The organism is Pseudomonas sp. Marseille-QA0892 (genome assembly GCF_054950135.1).
Genome location: NZ_CM143104.1, coordinates 3,857,500 through 3,880,815, shown reverse-complemented (window position 1 = coordinate 3,880,815; position 23,316 = coordinate 3,857,500). Strand labels below are relative to the sequence as shown.

22 protein-coding genes are annotated in these 23,316 nt (G+C 60.8%); 11 read left to right on the top strand and 11 right to left on the bottom strand.

Annotation, left to right across the window (positions count from 1 at the left end; genetic code table 11):
• Positions 1-2 precede the first annotated feature (2 nt).
• Positions 3-635, top strand: coding sequence for a LysE family transporter (locus ACY8D3_RS18050; protein ID WP_462380190.1), 633 nt, complete (start codon positions 3-5; stop codon positions 633-635).
• Position 636: 1 nt separating this feature from the next.
• A complete protein-coding gene (locus ACY8D3_RS18045) occupies positions 637-1,086 on the top strand; it encodes a YaiI/YqxD family protein (protein WP_462380189.1) in 450 nt (149 codons plus the stop codon).
• A gap of 63 nt (positions 1,087-1,149) precedes the next feature.
• Here the strand turns inward: ACY8D3_RS18045 and elbB are convergent, their stop codons facing one another.
• Positions 1,150-1,803, bottom strand: coding sequence for an isoprenoid biosynthesis glyoxalase ElbB (gene elbB, locus ACY8D3_RS18040; protein ID WP_462380188.1), 654 nt, complete (start codon positions 1,801-1,803; stop codon positions 1,150-1,152).
• A 38-nt stretch (positions 1,804-1,841) separates the two neighbouring features.
• Positions 1,842-2,396, bottom strand: a complete 555-nt coding sequence (locus ACY8D3_RS18035; RefSeq protein ID WP_462380187.1) for a DedA family protein — start codon at positions 2,394-2,396, stop codon at positions 1,842-1,844.
• A gap of 234 nt (positions 2,397-2,630) precedes the next feature.
• Between ACY8D3_RS18035 and hemB the strand changes: the two genes are divergently transcribed.
• Positions 2,631-3,644 (top strand): porphobilinogen synthase, encoded by a 1,014-nt coding sequence (gene hemB, locus ACY8D3_RS18030; protein ID WP_462380186.1) that lies wholly within the window; start codon positions 2,631-2,633, stop codon positions 3,642-3,644.
• A 179-nt stretch (positions 3,645-3,823) separates the two neighbouring features.
• On the top strand, positions 3,824-6,013 hold the full coding sequence (ppk1, locus tag ACY8D3_RS18025; RefSeq protein ID WP_462380185.1) for a polyphosphate kinase 1: 2,190 nt from the start codon (positions 3,824-3,826) through the stop codon (positions 6,011-6,013).
• Positions 6,014-6,107: 94 nt separating this feature from the next.
• On the opposite strand, the gene ACY8D3_RS18020 is transcribed toward ppk1, so the two are convergent.
• The gene (locus tag ACY8D3_RS18020) at positions 6,108-7,085 is read right to left on the bottom strand and encodes a helix-turn-helix transcriptional regulator (RefSeq protein ID WP_462380184.1); all 978 of its coding nucleotides are present in this window, start codon (positions 7,083-7,085) and stop codon (positions 6,108-6,110) included.
• Between the two features lie 193 nt (positions 7,086-7,278).
• Between ACY8D3_RS18020 and ACY8D3_RS18015 the strand changes: the two genes are divergently transcribed.
• Positions 7,279-9,447 carry a TonB-dependent siderophore receptor gene (locus ACY8D3_RS18015; RefSeq protein WP_462384431.1) on the top strand — a complete coding sequence of 723 codons (2,169 nt, stop codon included), beginning with the start codon at positions 7,279-7,281 and terminating at the stop codon, positions 9,445-9,447.
• A 63-nt stretch (positions 9,448-9,510) separates the two neighbouring features.
• Entirely contained in the window at positions 9,511-9,834 is a 324-nt protein-coding gene (locus ACY8D3_RS18010; protein WP_462380183.1) for a DUF2218 domain-containing protein, read from the top strand.
• A gap of 267 nt (positions 9,835-10,101) precedes the next feature.
• Here ACY8D3_RS18010 and serA read toward each other — a convergent pair whose 3' ends face one another.
• Entirely contained in the window at positions 10,102-11,331 is a 1,230-nt protein-coding gene (gene serA, locus ACY8D3_RS18005) for a phosphoglycerate dehydrogenase (protein WP_462380182.1), read from the bottom strand.
• 173 nt (positions 11,332-11,504) lie between these two features.
• Here serA and ACY8D3_RS18000 point away from each other — a divergent pair, with 173 nt between their 5' ends.
• The 3 genes from ACY8D3_RS18000 to ACY8D3_RS17990 all read left to right on the top strand — a co-directional run bounded on the left by ACY8D3_RS18000 (position 11,505) and on the right by ACY8D3_RS17990 (position 14,719).
• Positions 11,505-12,896 carry an FAD-binding oxidoreductase gene (locus ACY8D3_RS18000; protein WP_462380181.1) on the top strand — a complete coding sequence of 464 codons (1,392 nt, stop codon included), beginning with the start codon at positions 11,505-11,507 and terminating at the stop codon, positions 12,894-12,896.
• 81 nt (positions 12,897-12,977) lie between these two features.
• Positions 12,978-13,643 carry a fumarylacetoacetate hydrolase family protein gene (locus ACY8D3_RS17995; RefSeq protein WP_462380180.1) on the top strand — a complete coding sequence of 222 codons (666 nt, stop codon included), beginning with the start codon at positions 12,978-12,980 and terminating at the stop codon, positions 13,641-13,643.
• A gap of 149 nt (positions 13,644-13,792) precedes the next feature.
• On the top strand, positions 13,793-14,719 hold the full coding sequence (locus tag ACY8D3_RS17990; protein ID WP_462380179.1) for an SdiA-regulated domain-containing protein: 927 nt from the start codon (positions 13,793-13,795) through the stop codon (positions 14,717-14,719).
• Between the two features lie 48 nt (positions 14,720-14,767).
• On the opposite strand, the gene rpiA is transcribed toward ACY8D3_RS17990, so the two are convergent.
• Positions 14,768-15,442: a ribose-5-phosphate isomerase RpiA gene (gene rpiA / locus ACY8D3_RS17985; protein WP_462380178.1), complete on the bottom strand. Its 675-nt coding sequence runs from the start codon at positions 15,440-15,442 to the stop codon at positions 14,768-14,770.
• A 170-nt stretch (positions 15,443-15,612) separates the two neighbouring features.
• On the opposite strand from rpiA, the gene ACY8D3_RS17980 reads away from it, so the two are divergent.
• Positions 15,613-16,374 carry a FadR/GntR family transcriptional regulator gene (locus tag ACY8D3_RS17980; protein WP_462380177.1) on the top strand — a complete coding sequence of 254 codons (762 nt, stop codon included), beginning with the start codon at positions 15,613-15,615 and terminating at the stop codon, positions 16,372-16,374.
• Between the two features lie 38 nt (positions 16,375-16,412).
• Here the strand turns inward: ACY8D3_RS17980 and ACY8D3_RS17975 are convergent, their stop codons facing one another.
• The 6 genes from ACY8D3_RS17975 to ACY8D3_RS17950 all read right to left on the bottom strand — a co-directional run bounded on the left by ACY8D3_RS17975 (position 16,413) and on the right by ACY8D3_RS17950 (position 22,056).
• Positions 16,413-17,321, bottom strand: coding sequence for a DMT family transporter (locus ACY8D3_RS17975; protein WP_462380176.1), 909 nt, complete (start codon positions 17,319-17,321; stop codon positions 16,413-16,415).
• Between the two features lie 105 nt (positions 17,322-17,426).
• On the bottom strand, positions 17,427-18,707 hold the full coding sequence (locus tag ACY8D3_RS17970) for a TRAP transporter large permease (protein WP_462380175.1): 1,281 nt from the start codon (positions 18,705-18,707) through the stop codon (positions 17,427-17,429).
• Positions 18,708-19,232 carry a TRAP transporter small permease gene (locus tag ACY8D3_RS17965; protein ID WP_462380174.1) on the bottom strand — a complete coding sequence of 175 codons (525 nt, stop codon included), beginning with the start codon at positions 19,230-19,232 and terminating at the stop codon, positions 18,708-18,710. It abuts the gene before it with no gap.
• A 52-nt stretch (positions 19,233-19,284) separates the two neighbouring features.
• Positions 19,285-20,256, bottom strand: coding sequence for a TRAP transporter substrate-binding protein (locus ACY8D3_RS17960; protein WP_462380173.1), 972 nt, complete (start codon positions 20,254-20,256; stop codon positions 19,285-19,287).
• A gap of 54 nt (positions 20,257-20,310) precedes the next feature.
• Positions 20,311-21,189 (bottom strand): SMP-30/gluconolactonase/LRE family protein, encoded by an 879-nt coding sequence (locus ACY8D3_RS17955; protein ID WP_462380172.1) that lies wholly within the window; start codon positions 21,187-21,189, stop codon positions 20,311-20,313.
• A gap of 45 nt (positions 21,190-21,234) precedes the next feature.
• Positions 21,235-22,056 carry an NAD-dependent epimerase/dehydratase family protein gene (locus ACY8D3_RS17950; RefSeq protein WP_462380171.1) on the bottom strand — a complete coding sequence of 274 codons (822 nt, stop codon included), beginning with the start codon at positions 22,054-22,056 and terminating at the stop codon, positions 21,235-21,237.
• 293 nt (positions 22,057-22,349) lie between these two features.
• Here ACY8D3_RS17950 and kdgD point away from each other — a divergent pair, with 293 nt between their 5' ends.
• Positions 22,350-23,261, top strand: coding sequence for a 5-dehydro-4-deoxyglucarate dehydratase (gene kdgD / locus ACY8D3_RS17945; RefSeq protein ID WP_462380170.1), 912 nt, complete (start codon positions 22,350-22,352; stop codon positions 23,259-23,261).
• Positions 23,262-23,316: the final 55 nt, after the last annotated feature.

The following is a 23,316-nucleotide window of genomic DNA, read 5'->3' as shown; positions in this document are numbered from 1 at the left end:
CTATGTCTCTGGCCACATGGTTCCCATTCTTTCTAGCCTGCTGGGTGATCAGCGTGTCGCCGGGTGCGGGCGCCATTGCATCGATGGCCAGCGGCCTACGCCTGGGCTTTCGTCGAGGCTACTGGACGGCAATCGGTCTGCAATTTGGCCTGCTGCTTCAAATCGCAGTCGTAGCGGCCGGGGTCGGCGCGCTGCTTGCAACGTCCAGCGTTGCCTTCACGGTGATCAAGTGGTTCGGCGTGCTGTACCTTATCTACCTGGCTGTCCGCCAATGGCGCGCGCCGGTCATGAATGTCGAGGGTGAGGCCCAACAGGCCGTTCCGGATCGCATTTCGTCACTGGTCGTACGTGGCTTTTTGATCAATGCGGCCAACCCCAAGGCCACCGTCTTCATGCTCGCGGTGCTGCCCCAGTTCATACAGCCTCACGCGCCGCTGATCCCGCAATATGCAGTGATCATGGTTACGATGGTGATCGTCGATCTTATCGTCATGGCGGGTTACACCGGGCTTGCGTCGCGCGTGCTTCGCCTCATGCGTAGTGCCCGGCAGCAGCGCGCGATGAACCGTACCTTTGCCGGGCTGTTCGGTGTGGCGGCAGCATTGCTGGCCAGCGTTCGCCGGGTGGGGGCCTGAGGTGCGCGTCTGGATCGATGCGGATGCCTGTCCTCGGTTGGCGAAGGACCAAGTCGTCAAGTTCGCGCTCAAGCGCAAGTTCGAGGTCGTGCTGGTCGCCGGGCAAGGGATCGCCAAACCGCCGTTCGCCTGTGTGAGCCTGATCGTCGTCCCGGCGGGGCCCGATGCAGCGGACGACCATCTGGTCGAGCATGCCGAGCCGGGCGATCTGGTGATCTGCAGCGACATTCCTCTGGCCGACCGGCTGGTCAAGAAGGGCGTTGCCGCCCTCGACCCAAGGGGGCAGGAATTCACCGAGCGCAACATGGGCGATCGATTGGCGACGCGCAATCTCTTCACGGATCTGCGCGAGCAGGGCCAAGTTGGGGGTGGACAGTCCACCTATGGCGATCGCGACCGGCAGGCATTTGCCAATGGGTTGGACCGCATTCTTACCCGCCTGATGAGCTGAGCAGAGAACCGCCACGGACGGGCCTCTCTTTGGCCGCGCCCGTGGCAATCGAGTCGTTGCGACTCAGGCCAATTCGATTACGCGATCGACGAGTTTTTCGATGCCGCTGGCCGCTTCGGCGATACCCGTCGCGAGCATATAGGCAGGGGTGGTCACGAGTTTGCGCTGGGTGTCCTCAACGATGGCGCCGACATCGCAGGGTTTGTGCACGGCACCCATTTGTTCGAGCGCTGCCGCAGTGTCGGCATCGTGGCCAATCGTGCAGTTCACGCCTTCGCCATAGATACGGGCCGCCATCGCTGGCGATATGCACATCAGGCCGACAGGCTTGCCCGCCTGGGCAAAGGCCTGGGCCAGCTGCAGCACATCGGGCTGGACCGTGCAGTCAGCGCCCTTCACGGCAAAATCGCACAGGTTTTTCGCTGCGCCAAACCCACCCGGGATGATCAGCGCGTCGAACGCATCGACCTCTGCTTCGCGGACGTCTTTCACCTCACCACGCGCAATGCGTGCGGACTCGACCAGCACGTTGCGTTTCTCCGGCATCTCTTCGCCGGTCAGGTGGTTGATCACGTGCATCTGCTCGACGTCAGGTGCAAAGCACTGCACGACCGCACCCTTCTGGTTCAAGCGCAGCAGCGTGATGACGCTCTCGTGGATTTCGGATCCATCGTAGACCCCGCAGCCTGCCAGGATGACGGCGATTCGTTTGCTCATGGCGATTCCTCCGTGTTGTCAGTTGGGTGGATCGAGGGTCATTCCTGCGAATTCCGCCGGCGGCGATACAGCCAGATCAGAAGGCCCAGCAAAATGAGAATGCCCAAGAGGTACAGCTGGTAGCGGTGGAAGTCGCCCAGCACCACCTTCAATGCGTAGCCCAGGTTGTAGGCGCCAATTGCTAGAGCGGCAGCCCAGATGATCGCGCCGATGCTGTCGAGAATGAGATAGCGCCGCCAAGAGTAACCCGAGAGACCAATCACGATGGGCATCACCGTTCGCATGCCCCAGAAGAACCGGAAGCACAGCACCCACAGGTCAGGGTGAAGCGCCAGGAGGGCCTGCGCCTTGTCCCCAAGGACGCGCCAGCGAGGGCGCCGGGCAAGCAGGCGACGGCCATGGCGGCGTCCCAGGAAGTACCAGAGCTGGTCGCTGGCAAATGTGCCCAGGAATGCGCAGACGATGACCCACTCAATTTCCAGAAAGCCGCGCAGCGCGATCCAGGCGGCCAGTAGAATAGACATCTCGCCTTCGATGAAGGTACCCAGTATCACGGCGGGATAGCCGACCTGCTGGAGAATCTGTTCGAGCATGGACACAACCGCGAGAGAGAGGCGAGCAGTCTATTCGTTGGGCCGGGCGAGGAAAAGCCGAAACGCCCGGACGGCGGAGCTAGAACGCTCTGTTGCAAGCGGCATTGCGCGTTTTGGCGCACAGTGGATGTGACGCGTAGCCGCACTGCGCAGTCGTTTAGTCATCAAATCGTCATAATCTTGCTTTAAACCTTTTCGTTACCGTGCCCGCGTAGCGGGCCTTGGGAGTCTGCCGTGAGTTTTACGCCTGCCAACCGTCTGTTTCCGGCCACCCGCCTGCGTCGCAATCGCCGCGACGACTTCTCGCGCCGGCTGGTGCGGGAAAGCGTGCTGACCGTCGACGACCTTATCCTTCCCGTTTTCATTCTTGATGGCGAAAACCGCCGCGAGCCCGTGGCGTCCATGCCGGGCGTCGAGCGGCTGTCCATCGACCAGTTGCTGATCGATGCCGAGCGCTGGGTCGAGCTGGGCATTCCGGTCATCGATCTGTTCCCCTACATTCCGACCGAGCGCAAATCGCTCGATGGTGCCGAGGCCTGGAATCCGGAAGGTCTGGTGCAGAGGGCCATTCGCGCACTGCGCGAGCGATTCCCCGAGCTGGGCGTCATGACGGATGTGGCGCTGGACCCATACACCACGCACGGCCAGGACGGCATCATCGATGAAGAAGGTTATGTCCAGAACGACATCACCATCGAAGCCTTGGTCAAGCAATCGCTGTCCCATGCTGAAGCGGGCGCACAGGTCATTTCGCCATCGGACATGATGGACGGTCGCATCCAGCTGATTCGCGAAGCGCTGGAAGTTGCCGGCCATGTGAACACACGCATCATGGCCTACTCGGCCAAGTACGCGAGCGCCTATTACGGACCGTTCAGGGATGCGATCGGCTCGTCGGGCAACCTGGGCAAGGGCAACAAGTTCACCTATCAGATGGATCCGGCCAACACCAACGAGGCCCTGCACGAAGTGGCAGCGGACCTCGCCGAAGGCGCCGACATGGTCATGGTCAAGCCGGGCATGCCCTATCTCGATGTCCTGTGGCGCGTGAAGGACACCTTCAAGGTGCCGACCTTCGTCTACCAGGTCAGCGGCGAGTACGCCATGCACATGGCGGCTATCCAGAATGGCTGGCTCAGTGAAGCCGTGATTCTCGAATCGCTGACGGCCTTCAAACGTGCCGGCGCCGATGGCATTCTCACGTACTTCGCCGTGCGTGCAGCCGAGATGATGAAAGAGGGGCGCTAAGGTCTGGTTTCGCTTCGTCTCGAAGGTATCAGGCCGATCCGCAGCGCGGCTGGGGCAGGCCAGACCGATCCGTCGGTGGCCCCCGGCCGCGCTGCTCCATTAATGCGATCCATGCTGCTTGGCTCTGCCTGGCATGGCGCACCCGAAACGGAATGAGGCCCTGAGCGATGGGGAAGCCAATGAATACCGAAGAACTTAGCGAAACCACGCTGGAACAGACGCTGGCCCAAGTCGAAACGCTGGTAGAGGTGCCTCCGCCCGCCTGGCCGGAAGTCCCGCTGGCAAGTGTGCCGAGCGTCGATGACAGCAGCCTCTACATCCATCGAGAGCTGTCCCAGCTGCAATTCAACATTCGTGTGCTCGAGCAGGCGCTGGACGAGTCCTACCCCTTGCTGGAGCGCCTCAAGTTCCTGCTGATCTTCTCGAGCAACCTGGATGAATTCTTCGAAATCCGCGTCGCAGGGTTGAAGAAGCAGATCAACTTCGCACGCGAGCAAGCGGGCGCGGATGGTTTGCAGCCCAGCCAGGCGCTCGTGCGGATCAGCGAGTTGGTTCATGAACAGGTCGATCGCCAGTACCGCATCCTCAACGATGTCCTGCTGCCGGAACTGGCCAAGCATCAGATCAGCTTCATTCGCCGCCGCTACTGGACGCCCAAGCTCAAGCTGTGGGTGCGCAAGTATTTCCGCGAAGAGATCGCCCCGATCATTACCCCGATCGGTCTCGACCCCACGCACCCGTTCCCCCTGCTGGTAAACAAGAGCCTCAACTTCATCGTCGAGCTCGAAGGTATCGATGCCTTCGGGCGCGATTCAGGTCTCGCGATCATTCCTGCGCCGCGTCTGCTGCCACGAATCATCCGCGTGCCGGAGGAAATTGCCGGGGCAGGTGACAACTACGTCTTCCTGTCGTCGATGATCCACGCGCATGCAGACGATCTATTCAACGGCATGAAGGTGAAGGGCTGCTATCAGTTCCGCCTGACCCGAAACGCGGACCTCTCGGTGGACACCGAGGACGTAGACGACTTGGCACGTGCGCTGCGCGGCGAGCTGTTCTCGCGCCGTTACGGCGATGCCGTACGCCTGGAAGTGGTCGACCAGTGCCCGCAACACCTGACGGATTACCTGCTCAAGCAGTTTGGCTTGTCGGAGCCCGAGCTGTACAAGGTCAGCGGGCCCGTGAACCTGACGCGTCTGTTCAGCATTACCGGCCTGGACAGCCATCCCGAGCTGCAGCACCCGCCCTTTACGCCGACCATTCCCAAGCTGCTGCAGAAGAAGGAAAACCTCTTCAACGTGCTGGGCAAGATCGATGTCCTGCTGCTCCACCCGTATGAGTCGTTCACCCCCGTGATCGACCTGCTGCGCCAGGCCGCGAAGGACCCGAACGTGCTGGCGATCAAGCAGACCCTGTATCGCTCGGGCGCGAACTCCGAGATTGTCGATGCGCTCGTCGAGGCAGCGCGTAGCGGGAAGGAAGTCACCGTGGTCATCGAGCTGCGTGCTCGCTTTGACGAGGAGTCGAACCTGCAGCTGGCGAGCCGTCTGCAGGCCGCCGGAGCCGTGGTCATTTATGGCGTCGTCGGCTTCAAGACGCATGCCAAGATGATGCTCATCCTGCGCCGTGAGGGTTCGGAGCTGCGTCGCTACGCGCACTTGGGCACTGGTAACTACCATGCCGGTAACGCCAAGCTGTACACCGACTACAGCCTGCTGACAGCCGACGTGGCCCTCTGCGAGGACTTGCACAAGCTGTTCAATCAGCTCATCGGCATGGGTAAGACCCTGCGCATGAAGAAGCTCCTGCATGCGCCCTTCACCCTGAAGAAAAACCTGCTGGAAATGATCAACCGCGAAGCGGCTGCGGCGGCGGAAGGGCGTCCTGCGGCAATCATGGCCAAGGTGAACGGGCTGACCGATGCCAAGGTCATTCGCGCGTTGTACAAGGCCAGCCAGGCCGGGGTGAAGATCGACCTCATCGTACGCGGCATGTGCTGCCTGCGGCCGGGCGTGCCGGGTGTGTCCCACAACATCCATGTGCGTTCGATCATCGGCCGTTTCCTCGAACACAGCCGGATCTACTACTTCCTCAACGGCGGCGACGAAAAGCTCTATCTTTCCAGTGCCGACTGGATGGAGCGCAACCTCGACATGCGTGTCGAGACGTGCTTCCCGGTTGAAGGCAAGAAGCTCACGCAGCGCGTCAAGAAGGAGCTCGAGCTCTATCTGGGTGACAACGTGCAGGCATGGGTGCTTCAGCCCGACGGAAGCTATGAGCGGCAGACGCCAACCGGCAACCAGAACACCCGTAACTCCCAGATGGCGCTGCTCGAGCGGCTGAGCATGCCAGTGGTGACCGTTCGCTGATCGACTCGCGCGCCGGCTTAGCCCGGCGCTGTTTTTCAATTGGCGGCCGATCGATTCGAAAACAGTCCTTGCGTGGAACCCGATCGCGGGGCGCCTATGTCCGCCCTATGGCCTGGCGCGGTGTCATCCCGAAGCGGCGCTTGAACGCGGTAGCGAAATTCGCGGCGCTGCTATAGCCGGCGATCCACGCCGCCTGGCCGACGGTCGCACCCTCTCGTTCGAGGGCCTCCCGAGCCCGAACCAGCCGGCGCCCGCGCTGGTAGTCGAACAGGGTGGTGCCTTTGATCTGCCGAAATTGCCGTTGCAACGTGTTCACGTTGACGCCAGCGTCGCGTGCCATCATCTCAAGCGACCAGTCGTCCGCCTCACCGCTGTCCAACCGCTCCAGAAGGCGAAGAAGCCGCCGGTGCTCATGCGGCCTCAAGCCCATGGCTTCGGGCTGGCGGGTATCGCCCAGACAGGCGAGTGCGTCCGCGGCGATATCAAGTGCGCGGCTTTCGAGATAGAGGCGTTGCAACAGGGGTTCATAGGGAGGTGGCGCAAGCAATTGTGCAGCGGTAGCCGCGATACGCGCGGACGGCTGCCAGTGCTGCTTGCTCAGGTGCCCCTGGCTGAAGCGCAGGATGCGGTCATGTTCGTGCAGGTCCAGACCGCCGGCCTCGAACCATTCCGGCTCCAGCGAGAGCGAGAGCTTGCGGACATGGGTGCCCCGAGTCGACCGTCGTCTGAACAACACGGGCTCACGCACGGACAGGGCCAGGCCCTGGAATTCGGATTCGCGTGAGCGTTTGGCGCTGAAGTCCAGGCGCTCTTCGCCATAGCTCACCCGGTTGCAACCTTCCATGAACAATACGAACGACAACCGGGGCTCCATGCGACTTTCAGTGGTGAAGTCCTGCAGTTCGATGCAGTCCGAACAATGAAGGACGAGGCCGCTGCGCAATCGAATCCATTCTAGATGGCCATCGAACAGCGCCGTACCGCCGCTCGCTTCTCCATCGACAGGCCGGGCCTTGCCGCCACTGCGGCGCATGAGTTCGTCAGCACTGACGGGTGAACATCCCCCACACATGAACCCTCCTGGCGCTGGCCGTTGGCGCAAAGCTTTTGCTTGATGGCGCAAACCTTCGTCGCGCCGTTGTGTGGAAGACTAGCGACCCTCAAAGCTTGTTGCAAATCATTATCAATAAGTGGTCGCGATGTACCGGGAGGGATTCATGCAACGCACGGGGTGGGCCTATTTACCGCTGGCAGCAGCAGTAGCGATGAGCACGGGGTGGATCGCCACCGCTGGGGCGCAGGAGATCAGTCTGGAGCTCGAGGAGACGAAGGTCCTCGGCACGGCCGAGGAAGAGCTCAAACAGGCCCCGGGTGTCTCCATCATCACGCAGGAGGATATTCGCAAGGCGCCTCCGGCGAATGACCTCTCGGAGATCATCCGCAAGCAACCTGGCGTCAATCTCACCGGCAACAGCGGCTCCGGCGCGCGGGGCAACAACCGGCAGATCGACATCCGCGGGATGGGGCCGGAGAACACATTGATCCTCGTGGACGGCAAGCCCGTCACGTCGCGCAATGCCGTGCGCTATGGCTGGCGCGGCGATCGCGATACCCGTGGCGATACGAACTGGGTTCCGGCCGATCAGGTGGAGCGCATCGAAGTTCTGCGTGGCCCTGCCGCCGCGCGGTATGGCAATGGCGCCGCTGGCGGTGTGATCAATATCATCACCAAAGGCCCTACCGCCGAGCACCACGGCAATGCAACGGTGTACATGAATGTGCCGCAGCACAGCGAGGAAGGTGCGAGCAAGCGCATCAACTTCGGCCTGAGCGGCCCGCTGACCGATAACCTGTCCTACCGGCTGTACGGCAATCTCAACAAGACCGACATGGATGACGAGGACATCAACGAAGGTCATGTCGTCGATTCCGGTTCCCGGGCGACTGCCGGACGTGAGGGTGTGCGCAACAAGGACATCAACGGTTTGCTGTCCTGGCGGCTGGACGACCAGCAGGCGATTGACCTGGAGGCCGGCTTCAGTCGCCAGGGCAATATCTATGCAGGCGACAACATGAACAACAGCGGGTCGGCGGCGCTGACCTCCTTTCGGGCACCCTGGATAGGACGTTCCACGAACAAGACCTACCGCGAAACCTTCGCACTGACCCACCATGGTGATTGGGCCTTCGGTACGACGCTCAATTACCTGCAGTATGAAAAAACGCGCAACCGCCGGCTGGAAGAAGGCCTGGCGGGCGGTCCGGAAGGCAACATCACGGCGGCCAACAATTTCGGGACGATCGAACTGGAAAGCACGACCGCGCACAGCGAGGTCAACCTGCCGCTGTCCCTTGGTGTCGACCAGGTCCTCACTGTCGGCGCCGAATGGGTCGAACAGAAGATGGACGATCCCTTCTCGAATACTCAGAGCACGTCCGAGGCGGGCTCTGTCCCGGGGATCAGTGATAATGGCCGTGCAACCGATATCTCGGCGCGGATCGCATCCATCTTCGTCGAAGACAACCTCGAGCTGCGCCCGGGGACGATCCTGACGCCCGGCCTTCGGGTCGATCACCACAGCATGGTCGGCACGAACTGGAGTCCTTCGCTCAACCTGTCCCAGGCGCTCGGCTCGGACTTCACGCTCAAGGCGGGTATCGCCCGGGCCTACAAGGCACCGAACCTGTATCAGCTCAACCCGAACTATCTGCTGTACAGCCGCGGCGCCGGATGTTGGGGTGCGGGGGGATCCTGCTACCTTCAGGGGAGCGACAAGCTGGATGCGGAGACCAGCGTCAACAAGGAGCTGGGCATCGAGTTCAATCGTGATGGATGGGTCGCCGGGATCACTTACTTCCGCAACGACTACAAGAATAAGATCGAGGCAGGGCGCAGCATCGTAGGCAGTGCGGTGGGCGGTACCGCGAACCAGTACGCGAATGCGGACGTATTCCAGTGGGCCAATGTGCCGAAGGCCATCGTCGAAGGGATCGAAGGCACCCTGAACGTGCCCGTCACCGACGCCCTCGGCTGGAACACCAACTTCACCTACATGCTTCGCTCCAAGAACAAGGAGACCGGCGAGCCGCTGTCGATCATTCCCGAATACACGGTCAACTCGAACCTCGACTGGCAGGCAACCGAGCCGCTTTCGCTACGGGCTTCCGTGGTGTGGTATGGCCGTCAGAAGCCGGGCAAGCTCGACTACCAGGGCAATGTGCTGACAGGCAATGCGCGTCGTGAGGTATCCCCTTATGCGCTGGTTGGTCTGAGCGGGACCTACGAGCTCACACACAATCTCAGCATTACCGCCGGCATAGACAACGTTTTCGACAAGCGTCTGTTCCGGGAAGGCAATGCACGCGAGGCCGGGGCGTACACCTACAACGAGCCGGGCCGTACGTTCTTCACGAGCATCAGCACCTCCTTTTGACCCTACCAAAGGGCGCCGCAACGTACGGCGCCTTTTTCATGACCTGAAAATCGTGGAGCCTGCGTGACCGATACGAACCTGATCCGATTTCATGCAACCGTGCCGACGCCGCGTGCGTCCCGCAACATGATGCGGTTGTTCAAGCACTTCGCACACAAGGTGGAGGTAACGTACGACGTCCTATCCGCCCACGGCGATTTCCCCTTTGGGCAATGCGACATGAAGGTGAGCAACGATGCCCTGCTTATCGATTGTTGCGTACCCGGCGAGCAGGCGCTTGCTCGCATGCGTCATGTGATCGACGACCATCTGTTCCGCTTCTCGGGTGATGAGGCGCTCGAGGTGCCCTGGCAGGACGGCCCACATCCTGCGATGGATGCGCGATAAGCCGATCGGTCATCGCCACTGTAAGGTGGGTTAGCAACGCGTAACCCACCGAAACGATCGGCCTTGCAACAATAGCTGCCGCGGGTGAGGGCTGTTTGTGTTGACCTCTCGAACGACTGGGGCGACATGTCCTTCGGCGTGTTGCACGAGGTAAACGGTGGAAGCCCTTCGGGATTGCATCCTATGGCTTTCAGTCCGGCGCCATGATGCTAGATCGAGTCAATAAAAAAGGAGGCCGAAGCCTCCTTTTTCTTTGCCGTGCCCCGCTTAGAACAGTACGCGGCTGCGGATGGTGCCTTTTACCTGCTGCAGTTTCTCGAGTGCGAGGTCCGAGTATTCAGCGTCGACATCGATGACCACGTAACCGACCTTCTCGTCCGTCTGCAGGAACTGACCGGAAATGTTGATACCGTTGTCGGCGAACACGCGGTTGATTTCGCTGAGCACGCCCGGAATGTTCTCGTGGATGTGGAGGAGGCGGTGCTTGCCCGGGTGCGAAGGCAGGGCCACCTCCGGGAAGTTGACGGACGATACGGAGGTGCCGTTGTCGCTGTACTTCACGAGCTTCTCGGCCACTTCCAGACCGATGTTCGCCTGCGCTTCGGCCGTCGAGCCACCGATGTGAGGTGTCAGGATGACGCGATCCAGGCCACGCAGCGGGCTCTCGAACTCTTCGTCGTTCGACTTCGGTTCGACCGGGAACACGTCGATCGCGGCGCCGATCAGGTGCTCGTCCTTGATCGCCTCAGCCAGTGCATCCAGTTTCACGACGGTACCGCGCGAGGCGTTCAGCAGGATCGAGCCCTGCTTCATCGCGCGGATTTCCTTCTCGCCGATCATCCACTGGGTGGATGGCAGCTCGGGCACGTGCAGCGTCACGATATCGCTCATACCCAGCAAATCGTACAGCGAGCCTACCTGCGTGGCGTTACCCAGCGGCAGCTTGGTCACCGTGTCGTAGAAGTACACCTGCATGCCCAGACTTTCCGCCAGGACGGACAACTGCGTACCGATCGAGCCATAGCCGATGATGCCCAGCTTCTTGCCGCGGATCTCGAAGGAGTTCGCCGCGCTCTTGATCCAACCGCCACGGTGGCAGGCAGCGCTCTTTTCCGGGATGCCGCGCAGCAGCAGGATGGCTTCAGCCAGGACCAGCTCGGCCACCGAACGCGTATTGGAATAAGGGGCATTGAAGACGGCAATACCGCGTTCGCGTGCCGCGTTCAGGTCGACTTGGTTGGTACCGATGCAGAAGCAGCCAACCGCGACGAGTTTCTTGGCACAATCGAAGACTTCTTCGGTGAGCTGGGTGCGCGACCGGATGCCAATGAAGTGGACATCCGCGATCTTCGACTTCAGTTCCTCGCCCGACAAGGCCGTCTTCAGGTACTCGATGTTCGTGTAGCCGGCCGCCTTGAGCGTGTCCACGGCGTTCTGGTGGACGCCTTCGAGAAGAAGGAACTTGATCTTGCTCTTGTCGAGGGAGGTCTTGCTCATCTGCGTGAAAACCTTGTCGGTAGGAGAGGAAGGAGGCTCGGCGATTCATGCCGCCCGAAACGCCGTGCAGCGCACGTTTCACGGGGGGCGTATGCTAGCATGGCTTTCTTTTTCAATGCTCGGTTGCGACCTGAATGGTTCTCAGGGCGACCATGAATGATTCGAGATAGAAGATGATCCAACAAGCACTGCTCGACGAACTCGCGACCCTGGTCGAACCCGGCAAGCTCCTCACGGACGCATCCTCGCTGGAGACCTACGGCAAGGACTGGACGAAGCACTACCCGCCGGCGCCTTCAGCCATCGTCTTTCCAAAGATGATAGAGCAGGTCCAGGCCGTTGTCCGCTGGGCCAATAGCCATAAGGTAGCGCTGGTTCCGTCCGGCGGTCGTACCGGTCTGTCAGCCGCCGCCGTCGCCGCGAACGGCGAAGTGGTCGTCTCCTTCGATTATATGAACCAGATCCTCGAGTTCAATGGCATCGACCGCACCGTGGTCTGCCAACCCGGGGTCGTGACCGAGCAGCTGCAGAATTTCGCCGAGGGCAAGGGCCTCTACTACCCGGTCGATTTCGCCTCGGCTGGGTCAAGCCAGATCGGTGGCAACATCGGCACCAACGCCGGCGGTATCAAGGTCATCCGCTACGGCATGACGCGCAACTGGGTCGCGGGCATGAAAGTGGTCACCGGCAAGGGTGATCTGCTCGAGCTGAACAAGGACCTCCTGAAGAACGCCACCGGCTATGACCTTCGGCACCTGTTCATTGGTGCCGAAGGCACGCTCGGGTTTGTGGTCGAGGCCACGATGCGCCTGGAGCGTCAGCCTACCAATCTGACGGCCATGGTGCTGGGTACGCCTGATTTCGACTCCATCATGCCGGTGCTGCACGCCTTCCAGAACAAGATGGACATTACCGCGTTCGAGTTTTTCTCGGACAAGGGCCTGGACAAGATCCTCGACCGCGGCGATATCCCTGCACCGTTCGAAACACGTTGCCCGTTCTATGCGCTGGTCGAATTCGAGGCCACCACCGAAGAACGCGCCGAGCAGGCGTTGGCGACATTCGAACATTGCGTCGAGCAGGGCTGGGTGCTGGACGGCGTGATGAGCCAGAGCGAAACGCAGTTGCGCAACCTGTGGCGCCTGCGTGAAGACCTTTCCGAAACCATCGCGCCGTTCACGCCGTACAAGAACGACCTGTCCGTAACCGTTTCCAAGGTTCCGGCGTTCCTCGCCGACATCGATGCGATCGTGAAGGCCAACTACCCGGACTTCGAAGTGCTCTGGTACGGCCACATCGGTGACGGCAACCTGCACCTCAACATCCTCAAGCCGGAAAACCTGTCGAAGGATGAGTTCTTCGCCAAGTGTGCGAACGTCAACAAGTGGGTGTTCGAGACGGTCGAAAAGTACAACGGATCGATCTCGGCCGAGCATGGCGTGGGCATGACCAAGCGGGACTACCTCACGTACAGTCGGTCCGAAGCCGAAATCGCCTACATGAAGGCCATCAAGGCGGCGTTCGATCCCAATGGCATCATGAATCCGGGCAAGGTATTCATCTGACCAAAAGACAGGGAGCGACCGCTCCCTGTCTTGCGTCAGGCTCGTGTTCGAAATCCGTACAACATCAACGAAGGAGTCGCCATGAGTTACCAGCATCAGTATGCGGACGGCACCCGCATCCACTATCCCCTGGGCAAAGTCGTCTGCATCGGCCGCAACTACGCCGAGCACGCCAAGGAACTCAACAACGCGGTACCGACCGAGCCGCTGCTGTTCATCAAACCCGGCAGCTGTACGGTCCCGCTGGAAGGCGGCTTCACCATTCCGCAGGACCGTGGCTCGGTCCACTACGAGGCCGAAATCGCCGTACTGATCGGCAAGCCCCTGTCGCGCAAACCCTCCGAGGAAGAAGTGCGTGATGCCATCTCCGGCTTCGCACCCGCGCTCGACCTGACGCTGCGTGACGTGCAGAGCAAGTTGAAGGAGAAGGGCTACCCCTGGGAGCCGGCCAAGTCATTCGATGGCGCCTGTGTACTGGGCCCATTCGTTCCGGGTGACAGCTACGAGGATCTGGCCGACATCGGCATTCGCCTGACCATCAACGGAGAGGTCCGTCAGGACGGCAACAGCCGCGACATGATCAACCCGATCCTTCCACTGATCCAGCACATCAGCGGCCACTTCTCATTGCAGGCCGGTGACGTCATCCTGACCGGTACGCCAGTTGGCGTGGGCCCACTGAACGTCGACGACAAGCTGGTTCTTCAGCTGGCAGGGCAACAAGCGTACGAAAGCCAGGTGCTCTGATCGCCTTGTCCGGGCGGGTCGTGGCGCACGCTGCGACCCGTCGGACTTGCTGTCTCGGCGAGCGCAACAACCCTCCTGAGCGTTCTTAAGCTTCCTTTCAGGTTCGCATGCTTGGATGCGCGCCATTGTTTCCCTCCGGTAGTTCTTAAATGCCCATCCGCATAACTCGACGTCGCCTTTTGCTCGTCTCGCTCGTTTTCGTGATCGCGGCAGGTGCCGTTGCGGCACAGCACTTCAGGCTTTTCGAGCGTGGCTGGTTCACCATGACGGAGTCCGGGAACGCCGAGGCCTGGAGGTCGCGCTCGCTCTGGCTCCCGGACTATCGCGTCACGATCGAGGCGCGGCCCGTAGAGGGTGTTGGGCAAAACCTGTCGGCGCTCACCTACGATCCGCAGCGCAACACGCTGTTCAGCGTCACCAATGCCAATCCGGTCAGCCTGGTCGAGCTTTCGCTCGAGGGAGAGGTTCTGCGCCGCATCGAGCTCCGTGGATTCCAGGATCCGGAGGCCATTGAGTATGTCGCGCCGGGCCGGTACGTCATCACGGACGAGCGAACGCAAACGCTGATCGACGTGCAGATCGACGATGCCACGACGTTCGTTGATGCGGACGGCCGCCAGCAGCTGGCGATCGGGATCGATACGAATGGCAACAAGGGATTCGAGGGCCTGGCCTACGACCGGACCAACAAGCGTCTGCTGGTGGCCAAGGAGCGCGATCCGGTACGCATTTATGAAGTGACAGGCTTTCCCCACCTGAGCGAAAACGACGCTCCGGTTTCCGTAGCGGTTACCGAGGATGCCGATCGGGATCGCGGGCTTTTCGTGCGGGACCTGTCCAGTCTGGACTACGACGAGCGCACCGGGCATCTGCTCGTGCTGTCGGACGAGTCCCGGTTATTGCTTGAGCTCGAACCTGATGGCAAACCGATCAGCTCGCTGTCGCTGTTGGCTGGCCAGCATGGGCTGGAGAAGTCGATACCCCAGGCCGAAGGGGTAGCAACGGACAACAACGGTGCGTTGTATCTAATTAGCGAACCTAACCTCTTCTATCGATTCGAGAAGAAGGGGCCCTGAAAAAAGAAAGGACGCTCAACGCGTCCTTTCTTGTGCAACAACGGGCGATCAGTCGCGCTTGAGCGTCTCTACGCCATTCGCGGTGCCCAACAGCAGCAGGTCCGCGGGACGAGCTGCGAACAGGCCATTGGTCACGACGCCGACGATGGCGTTGATGTCGGCCTCGAGTTTCACCGGGTCGGTGATGCTCATGTTATGCACATCGAGAATGATGTTGCCGTTATCAGTAGTCACGCCCTCACGGTAGACCGGGTCACCGCCAAGCTTCACCAGTTGGCGTGCGACGTGGCTGCGAGCCATCGGGATGACTTCGACCGGCAGCGGAAAGGCACCCAGAACGGGGACCCGCTTGCTCGCATCGGCGATGCAGACGAACGTGCGGGCCACGGCGGCCACGATCTTCTCGCGGGTGAGCGCCGCGCCGCCGCCCTTGACCAGGTGCAGATGCTCGTCGGCCTCGTCTGCGCCGTCGACGTAGAACTCGAGCTCACTGGTGCTGTTGAGGTCGTAGACCGGAATGCCATGTTGCTTCAGGCGCGCCGCGGTCGCCTCGGAGCTCGCGACGGCGCCGTCGAATTCGGTTTTGTGCTGTGCAAGCGCGTCGATGAAGAAATTCGCAGTGGACCCTGTACCGACGCCGATGATGCTCCGGCTGTCGAGCTTGGGAAGAACGTAGTCGATGGCTGCCTGTGCCACCGCCTGCTTGAGCTGATCCTGAGTCATGTCGAGATCCACGGGAGAAGAGAGCGGCGGATTATAGTGTGTGGCGCTGTACGAGGTCTCGCCCCAAGGCCCGCTCCAAGGCCATGGATGACGAACTGTCGCCACATGGTCGTCGTACAAGTTGCCTTTAGGGTACTATGCTGGCTTCGCCCCTATCACAGATTCGACTCATGGAAACTCAGGTCCCGCAACCGCAAGCGCGCCCGCGTAAGAAACACCGTAGCCTCGCTCAGGAGTTGGTGGCGGAGCTGTCGCAGCGTATCCGCGATGGTCAGATCAAACGGGGCGAAAAGCTGCCCACCGAGTCCGCGATCATGGAAGAGCAGGGGGTTAGCCGTACGGTCGTGCGAGAGGCGATTTCACGCCTGCAGGCGGCCGGGCTCGTCGAGACGCGCCATGGGATCGGTACGTTTGTACTGGATATCCCGAGCCCCAGTGGCTTCCGCATCGATCCGGCGACCATCGTTACGTTGCGTGATGTCATGGCGGTGCTCGAATTCCGTATCAGCGTCGAAATCGAGTCGGCCGGGCTGGCGGCCCAGCGTCACACCGTCGAACAGCTACAGGCGATCCGGGATGCGCTGGATGTAATGAACGAGGGGGCCGCACACGCCAGCGACGCAGTGTCCGCGGACTTCCAGTTCCACCTTCACATTGCCAAGGCCACCGGTAACCGGTACTTCACCGACATCCTCATGCACCTGGGCACGAGCATCATCCCACGTACCCGCCTGAATTCAGCGCACATTGCCCATGCCGACCAGCAGCAGTACATGCTGCGCCTGTCGCGCGAGCATGAGCAGATTTTCGAGGCAATCGCCCGTCGTGATGCAGACGCCGCCCGTGCGGCCATGCGCCTGCACTTGACCAATAGCCGTGAGCGGCTTCGTCAGGCCCATGAGACGGCTGAGACTGAAACAAAGGGCGCCTAGGCGCCCTTTGTCGTGGTGCAAAGCGCTTCAATCTATCCTCATGCCTTGCGCAACGTAAGGATCACGATGCCGGTGAGTACGACCGCGCCGCCGGCCAGCTGCATGCCATTGAGCACCTGACCGAGAAGCAACCAGCCCAGTAACAGCGAAACGATTGGCTCAACATTCATCACGGGCGCGTTCTGCGCCATATTCAGGCGCGGTACCGTGACGAACAGCATCGTAAAGGCAATGCCATACAGGGTGACCAATGCCGCCAGGGCGATCCATCCCGTGCTCGTGGATGGCGTGGACATGCCGCCGGGCACCAGGTCGGCGCTACCCGCCAGGGACATGCTGCCGAACACGATGATCAACGTCAGCATGCTGCGTACCGAGCCGCGAAGGGTTGATAGCTTCTTGTCGGTGATCCACAGCGCGACGGCGAACACCAGTGCGGCCGCGAAGGCGGCAACGATGCCGAGTGTCCACTCCGGGCCCATGGGCTCCGATCCCGACAGACGCGTCGGGATGTCAAGTGCCAGCACCAGGCCAACCAGGATCAGGGTCATCACGAAAACCGCGTTGCGGGTCGGTGCGGAGCCGCCGAGTGCCCAGGTCAACAGCGCCAGCATGATCGGGAAGGTGTTGTTGATCAGCAGAGCCAGCGCGACGGGAATACGCGCGACGGCTGTATAGAGGCACAGGCTCTGGGTGGCGATCAGCAGGCCCAGTATCAACTGCCAGCGCCATGCACCGGGCGGCAGGTCGAGAGGCTGGCGTTGCCAGAGAACAAGCCCGATCAGGACGACCATCGCCACGCCGGAACGACACAGAATGGCCAGGAGCAGACCCGTATCGTTATCGAACGCGATCCGGGCGGCTACATGGTTGCCTGCAAAGCTACTGGCGAGCAGTGCCAGGAGCGCGACAGCGACATAACGGGGAAACAAGGCAGGAGAAGACATCGGGGGCTGACTTTCCTTGTGCTATGGCAGACGCTGCTGCCGTATTTTTGTTGCGAAAAGAAAAGGGCGGGGGCGCTTGCGCGCCGCCCGCCCCAAATGGTGCGATCAGAGTACGACGCTAGGCAGCCACAGCGAGATGGCCGGAACATAGGTAACAGCCAGCAGTACCATGAACAGTGCGACGTAGAACGGCAACAGCGCCTTCACCGTCTGCTCGATGGTCACCTTGCCGACTGCTGCGCCCACGAACAACACCGCGCCAACGGGCGGTGTGATGAGGCCGATACCCAGGTTGACCAGCATGATCATGCCGAAGTGCACCGGATCTACCCCAATGGAGGTGACGACGGGCAGCAGGATCGGTGTGAGGATGAGGATCAGCGGCGCCATGTCCATCAGTGTGCCCAGTACCAGCAGCATGATGTTGATGTACATGAGGATCACGTAGCGGTTGTCTGACAGGGTCAGGAACAATGTGGTGATCTTCGAGGGGATCTGCATCAGCGTCATGATGTAGCCGAAGCTCGCAGCGAAGGCGATGAGGATCATCACGATCGACAGCGTCCGCACCGTGCGGTGCATCAACAGAGGCAGCTGGCTCCATTTGTAGTCGCGATAGACGAACATCGTCACCAGGAACGACCAGACCACTGCGATCGCAGCCGATTCGGTCGCCGTGAATACGCCCGAGATGATACCGCCGAGGATAATGACCATTGTCATCATGCCCCAGAGCGCATCAACGCAGATCTTCAGCGCCTGCTTGAGCGGAATGACCTCGCCCTTGGGGTAATTGCGGCGCTTGGCGAAGATCAGGCACATCGTCATCAGCACGGCGCTCATCAGAAGCCCCGGGCCGATACCTGCCATGAACAGCGCCGCGATCGATACGGTGCCGCCGGCGGCGAGCGAGTAGATCACCGAGTTGTGGCTCGGCGGCGTCAGCAGCGCCTGGACCGAACCCGACACGGTCACCGCCGTGGAAAAGTCACGCGGGTAACCCTTGCGCTCCATTTCCGGAATCAGCACCGAACCAACCGATGCAGTGTCTGCGAGCGACGAACCGGAGATCGCGCCAAAGAACGTGGATGCCGTGATGTTCACCAGAGAGAGACCGCCCCGGAGGAAGCCAATCAGAACACCTGCGAACGCAACCAGGCGGCGGGCCATGCCGCCTTCCGCCATGATTGCGCCGGCGAGTACGAAGAACGGAATCGCCAGTAGCGAGAATTTGTTCACGCCACCGGCGATCTGAATCATTACTGCCTGGAAGGGAATCTCGATCCACCAGGCGCCAATGAGTGTCGCAAGGCCCAGCGAGTACGCCACCGGAACCCGCAGGATAATCAGAATGACGAAGCTGCCCAACAGAATGGCGGCGTCCATTTACACGGCCTCCTTGCTATCGTCGGCTTCGTAATCCACCGCGCGACGTTTGCTTTGATCACCGTACAGCAGCTGCTCGATCACGAAGAGCAGCGTCAGGGCGCCACCCAGCGGAATGGGCGCATAGGAAATCCCGACGCGCAGGAACGGAATGCTGTCCAGGTATTGGTACCAGGTCGCCACACAGAGCTTGTAGCCCCAGATGGTCATGAACAACGCAATGGCGCCCATTGCGATCCGAACGAACACGGTAATGATGGGTTGCACGCTGTCAGGCAAACGGTCGCTGACCATTGCAACGGCCATGTGCGCATTGGCGCGGTAGCCTGCGGCTGCACCGATGAACGTGAAGAGCACCATCAGGAGAATCGAAACCGGCTCGGGCCAGCTCAGGCCGGCATTCAGTACGTAACGGTAAAAAATGCCAACCGGGATGATCAGGGCCATCACCGCGATGGACAGCCCCGCGACCCAGATGCAGGCCTTGTAGACCACATCATTAAAGCGCAGTACGACGTTTTTCATGAGACTTCACCGTTGACGTGGCGGCAGGGCGCCGCCACGTCGCTTCGAGGTATTACTTGACGGCTTCGATGCGCTTGATCAGGTCGGCGTAGGGTGCGCCGTACTTCTCGCGGACCGGAGCGGTAGCGTCGTAGAAGGGCTTGGTATCGACTTCGATGTACTCGACACCGGCAGCCTTGAGCTTCTCGTCGCTCGCTTTTTCCTTCTCTTCCCACAGCTTGCGCTCTTCCATCTGCGCTTCACGGGCGAATTTCTTCACCAGCTGCTGTTGCTCGGGCGTCAGCGACTCCCAAGTGGTCTTGGACATCATCAGCGGCTCGGGGAGGATCAGGTGGTGGGTCTGGGTGTAGTACTTCGCGACCTGGTAGTGGTTGTGCTCGAGCAGTGTCGGGGAGTTGTTCTCCGCACCGTCGATCACGCCGGTCTGCAGGGCGCTGAAGATTTCACCGGTGCTCATGGCCACGCCGTTGGCGCCCATGGCGTTGAGGGTGTCGATGAACAGCGGGTTGCCGATCACGCGGATCTTCATGCCCTTGAGGTCTTCGATCTTGCGGACAGGCTTCTTGGTGTAGATCGAGCGGCTGCCGGCTTCCATCCATGCCAGCCCGACCATGTTGAACTGCGAGTTGGTGATCTTGTCGAGGATTTCCTGGCCGATCTCGCCGTCGATGACCTTGCGCATATGGTCGACGTCACGGAACACGAACGGCATGTTGAAGACGTTGGTGTCCGGAACGACCGGGCCTACTGAGCCCAGGCTGACGCGGGTGAGCTGTACGGCCCCAAGCTGGGTCTGCTCGACCACTTCCTTCTCCGAACCCAGGACGCCGCCTGCGAACATGCGATAGGTGATCTCGCCGTTGGTGGCTTCCTGCAGCTTCTTCGCCATGTTCTCCATGGCGACCACGGTTGGGTACCCGGCCGGGTGAATCTCGGCGACTTTCAGGGTCGTTGCAGCGTGGACCGACGCAGCAAGGCTGAATGCCAGGGGTAGCGCGGCCAATAGTGTGCGTTTGAGAAACATAAGGAGCTCTCCAGTGTTGTTGTTGTGTGTTTCCGTGTCGCGATTTTTTTAGCGCTAGGCGATGAAAGAAGGCTCCTCCAGGCCACGCACTCCAGGCTTCAGAGCAAATACGCCACCGGCGAGGGGCTGATCGGAAAGATCCCCACCGGGGCGTATCGAAGTAACAAAAAGCGTATCGAGACCCGCGCCGCCAAAGGCGCACATGGCGGGTTTCTTCACTGGCACCTCGAGTGAACGGTCGAGGCGGCCGTCTGGTGTGAAACGGTGTATCAGGCCGGCGTCGTTGCCACAGATCCAGTAGCAGCCATCTTCGTCGATGGCTGCGCCATCAGGGCGGCCGGGGTGGGCATTCATATCCACGAATACGCGGCGGTTGTGCGGCGTGCCGGTGTCGGTGTCGTAATCGAATGCCCAGATCATTTGCACGCTGGGGTGGGAGTCGGACAGGTACATGATTTTGCCGTCCGGGCTGAAGGCCAGGCCGTTCGGTACGATGAAATCTTCCAATTGCGACGGGAGCGCTTCGTCTCCGTGTACGTGGCGATAGACCTTTCCAACCCTGTGCCCTGCGCCCATGTCGGTGTGCATCGTCCCGGCCCAGAAGCGACCTTGGCGATCGCATCGACCATCATTGAAGCGCATCTCAGCCTTGGCATGCTCGACCTGAGCCAGGCGGGAGTGGGCAAGCGTGCCGTCCGCTTTGGGTGCAAGATGAAACAGGCCGGACTGCATCCCCGCGATCCAGCCCCCGTTTGCGTGACGGGCGATGCAGGCGAGCATTTCATCGGCCTGCCAGGTGTCGTGCACGCCATGTTTCCAACGATGTAGGCGGCCTGCAGGAATGTCGACCCAGTAAAGCGCACCTTCACGTGGTTCCCACACCGGGCTTTCGCCCGTGCCGTTGCGCGCATCGAGGATGAGTTCGGCTTGCATGCGTGCGTCCTTGTTCGTGTTTTTATGGATCGCGGGTGGCTGGGATCAGCTCTCGAACGGGCCTTCGGCGGTAAAGGCACCGCCCTGGTAGATGGCGTTGGGATCGTCCGGCGCCAGTGGCGGCTGGGCTTCGATCTTGTCCTTGAATGGACGTGAGCTGTCTTGCGCCTTGAAACCGAGGTGTGCTGCCAGATGGTTGTCCCACCATACCCCGTCGTTGTCAGACATGCCGTACACGACCGTGTGGCCAACATTAGGGGCGGTCAGGGAGCAGCGCAGCAATTCGGTCAAGTCGCGATAGCTCAGGAAGGTACGCATCATCCGGCGGTTCTTTGGCTCGGGGAACGACGAGCCGATGCGGATGCTGACAGTCTCGATGCCGTAGCGATCGAAGTAGAAGCTGGCCAGATCTTCACCGTACGACTTGGACAGGCCGTAGTAACCGTCGGGACGACGCGGCGAGTTCGCATCGAGCGTTTCGGTCTGCTTGTAGAAGCCTATGACGTGATTGGAGCTGGCGAAGACAACGCGCTTGACGCCATGGCGACGAGCCGCTTCATAGATATGGAAGGTGCCGCAGATGTTTGGCCCGAGAATTTCTTCGAAGGGGCGTTCGACGGAAACGCCGCCGAAGTGCAGGATGGCGTCCACGCCTTCGACAAGTGCATCGACTGCGGCCTTGTCGGCCAGGTCGCACGTGACCACTTCTTCGTGTGGCCCTTCGGCTGGCGCCATACCGGCGATGTCGGAAAGGCGAAGGACGCGCGCGTAGGGACGCAAGGCTTCTCGGAGCACTTTGCCCAGCCCACCGGCCGCGCCGGTGAGCAGGAGCCGCTCGAAGACGACGCTGTTCTCGCTATTGGCCATGAACATTCCTCGATTGTTTTGCTTGTTATATGTCGTCGTATGACGTTGTGGAATAGTGTCTGCGGAGGGGATACCATGTCAATAAGCCGGGCCGTTGGCAGCAATTGCGCCAGCTGAATGGTTGTTGGCGCTGCGCTACACGCCAGAAATACTCTACCTTCGCGCGATAACTTCGACTTTAGTCGAATGCGGAAGTGGAAACCGGGCATGCGCAGAAAAACGGTTTGCTATGTAGTTGTACGATGACGTATAACTACGTCGTCGTTCACTCACCTGTATAAGGTCTTCTAACAATGAGCCCACAAGAACTGAAGTCCATCCTCTCCTCTGGCCTGCTGTCCTTCCCGGTCACTGACTTCGACGCGAACGGCGATTTCAACGCCGAAGGTTACAAGCGTCGCCTGGATTGGCTGGCACCCTACGGCGCAAGCGCGCTGTTCGCTGCAGGTGGCACGGGCGAATACTTCTCGCTCGAGCAAAAGGAATTCTCTGACATCGTCCGCGTCGCGGTCGATACCTGCCGTGGTCAGGTTCCGATCCTTGCCGGCGCAGGCGGTCCGACCCGCACGGCGATCGCCTTCGCTCAGGAAGCCGAGCGTCAGGGCGCCGCTGGTATCCTGCTGCTGCCGCACTACCTGACCGAAACCTGCCAGGAAGGCCTGGTTGCGCACATCGAGGCCGTTTGTAAGTCGGTCAAGTTCGGTGTGGTCGTCTACAACCGTAACGTCTGCCGCCTGACGCCCGAGAGCCTGGAAATCCTGGCCGAGCGTTGCCCGAACCTGATCGGCTTCAAGGACGGCGTTGGTGAGATCGAGCCGATGGTTGCCATCCGCCGCCGCCTGGGCGAGCGCCTGACCTACCTCGGCGGCCTGCCGACTGCCGAAGTCTACGCCGCTGCCTACAAGGCCATGGGCGTGCCGGTTTACTCGTCTGCAGTCTTCAACTTCATCCCGAAGACGGCGATTGACTTCTACAAGGCCATTGCAGCCGAAGATCACGAAACTGTCGGCCGCCTGATCGATGATTTCTTCCTGCCATACCTGGATATCCGCAATCGTCGCGGCGGCTACGCAGTCAGCATCGTCAAGGCTGGCGCCAAGCTGGCTGGCTACGACGCAGGTCCGGTCCGCGCCCCGCTGGTCGACCTGACCGGTGAAGAAGTCGAGATGCTGCACGACCTGATGAAGAAGCTCGGCCCGCAGTAAGCGAATCGCGCATCCGCCTTGCCGTGCCGGTGAGGCGGATGATGTGTTCGCGCAG

Coding starts and splice junctions, on each gene's coding strand:
- ACY8D3_RS18050 (WP_462380190.1), top strand. CDS start 3: ATGTCTCTGGCCACATGGTTCCCATTCTTTCTAGCCTGCTGGGTGATC.
- elbB (WP_462380188.1), bottom strand. CDS start 1,803: ATGAGCAAACGAATCGCCGTCATCCTGGCAGGCTGCGGGGTCTACGAT.
- ACY8D3_RS18035 (WP_462380187.1), bottom strand. CDS start 2,396: ATGCTCGAACAGATTCTCCAGCAGGTCGGCTATCCCGCCGTGATACTG.
- ppk1 (WP_462380185.1), top strand. CDS start 3,824: ATGAATACCGAAGAACTTAGCGAAACCACGCTGGAACAGACGCTGGCC.
- ACY8D3_RS18020 (WP_462380184.1), bottom strand. CDS start 7,085: ATGTGTGGGGGATGTTCACCCGTCAGTGCTGACGAACTCATGCGCCGC.
- ACY8D3_RS18015 (WP_462384431.1), top strand. CDS start 7,279: ATGAGCACGGGGTGGATCGCCACCGCTGGGGCGCAGGAGATCAGTCTG.
- serA (WP_462380182.1), bottom strand. CDS start 11,331: ATGAGCAAGACCTCCCTCGACAAGAGCAAGATCAAGTTCCTTCTTCTC.
- ACY8D3_RS18000 (WP_462380181.1), top strand. CDS start 11,505: ATGATCCAACAAGCACTGCTCGACGAACTCGCGACCCTGGTCGAACCC.
- ACY8D3_RS17995 (WP_462380180.1), top strand. CDS start 12,978: ATGAGTTACCAGCATCAGTATGCGGACGGCACCCGCATCCACTATCCC.
- ACY8D3_RS17990 (WP_462380179.1), top strand. CDS start 13,793: ATGCCCATCCGCATAACTCGACGTCGCCTTTTGCTCGTCTCGCTCGTT.
- rpiA (WP_462380178.1), bottom strand. CDS start 15,442: ATGACTCAGGATCAGCTCAAGCAGGCGGTGGCACAGGCAGCCATCGAC.
- ACY8D3_RS17980 (WP_462380177.1), top strand. CDS start 15,613: ATGGAAACTCAGGTCCCGCAACCGCAAGCGCGCCCGCGTAAGAAACAC.
- ACY8D3_RS17975 (WP_462380176.1), bottom strand. CDS start 17,321: ATGTCTTCTCCTGCCTTGTTTCCCCGTTATGTCGCTGTCGCGCTCCTG.
- ACY8D3_RS17970 (WP_462380175.1), bottom strand. CDS start 18,707: ATGGACGCCGCCATTCTGTTGGGCAGCTTCGTCATTCTGATTATCCTG.
- ACY8D3_RS17965 (WP_462380174.1), bottom strand. CDS start 19,232: ATGAAAAACGTCGTACTGCGCTTTAATGATGTGGTCTACAAGGCCTGC.
- ACY8D3_RS17960 (WP_462380173.1), bottom strand. CDS start 20,256: ATGTTTCTCAAACGCACACTATTGGCCGCGCTACCCCTGGCATTCAGC.
- ACY8D3_RS17955 (WP_462380172.1), bottom strand. CDS start 21,189: ATGCAAGCCGAACTCATCCTCGATGCGCGCAACGGCACGGGCGAAAGC.
- ACY8D3_RS17950 (WP_462380171.1), bottom strand. CDS start 22,056: ATGGCCAATAGCGAGAACAGCGTCGTCTTCGAGCGGCTCCTGCTCACC.
- kdgD (WP_462380170.1), top strand. CDS start 22,350: ATGAGCCCACAAGAACTGAAGTCCATCCTCTCCTCTGGCCTGCTGTCC.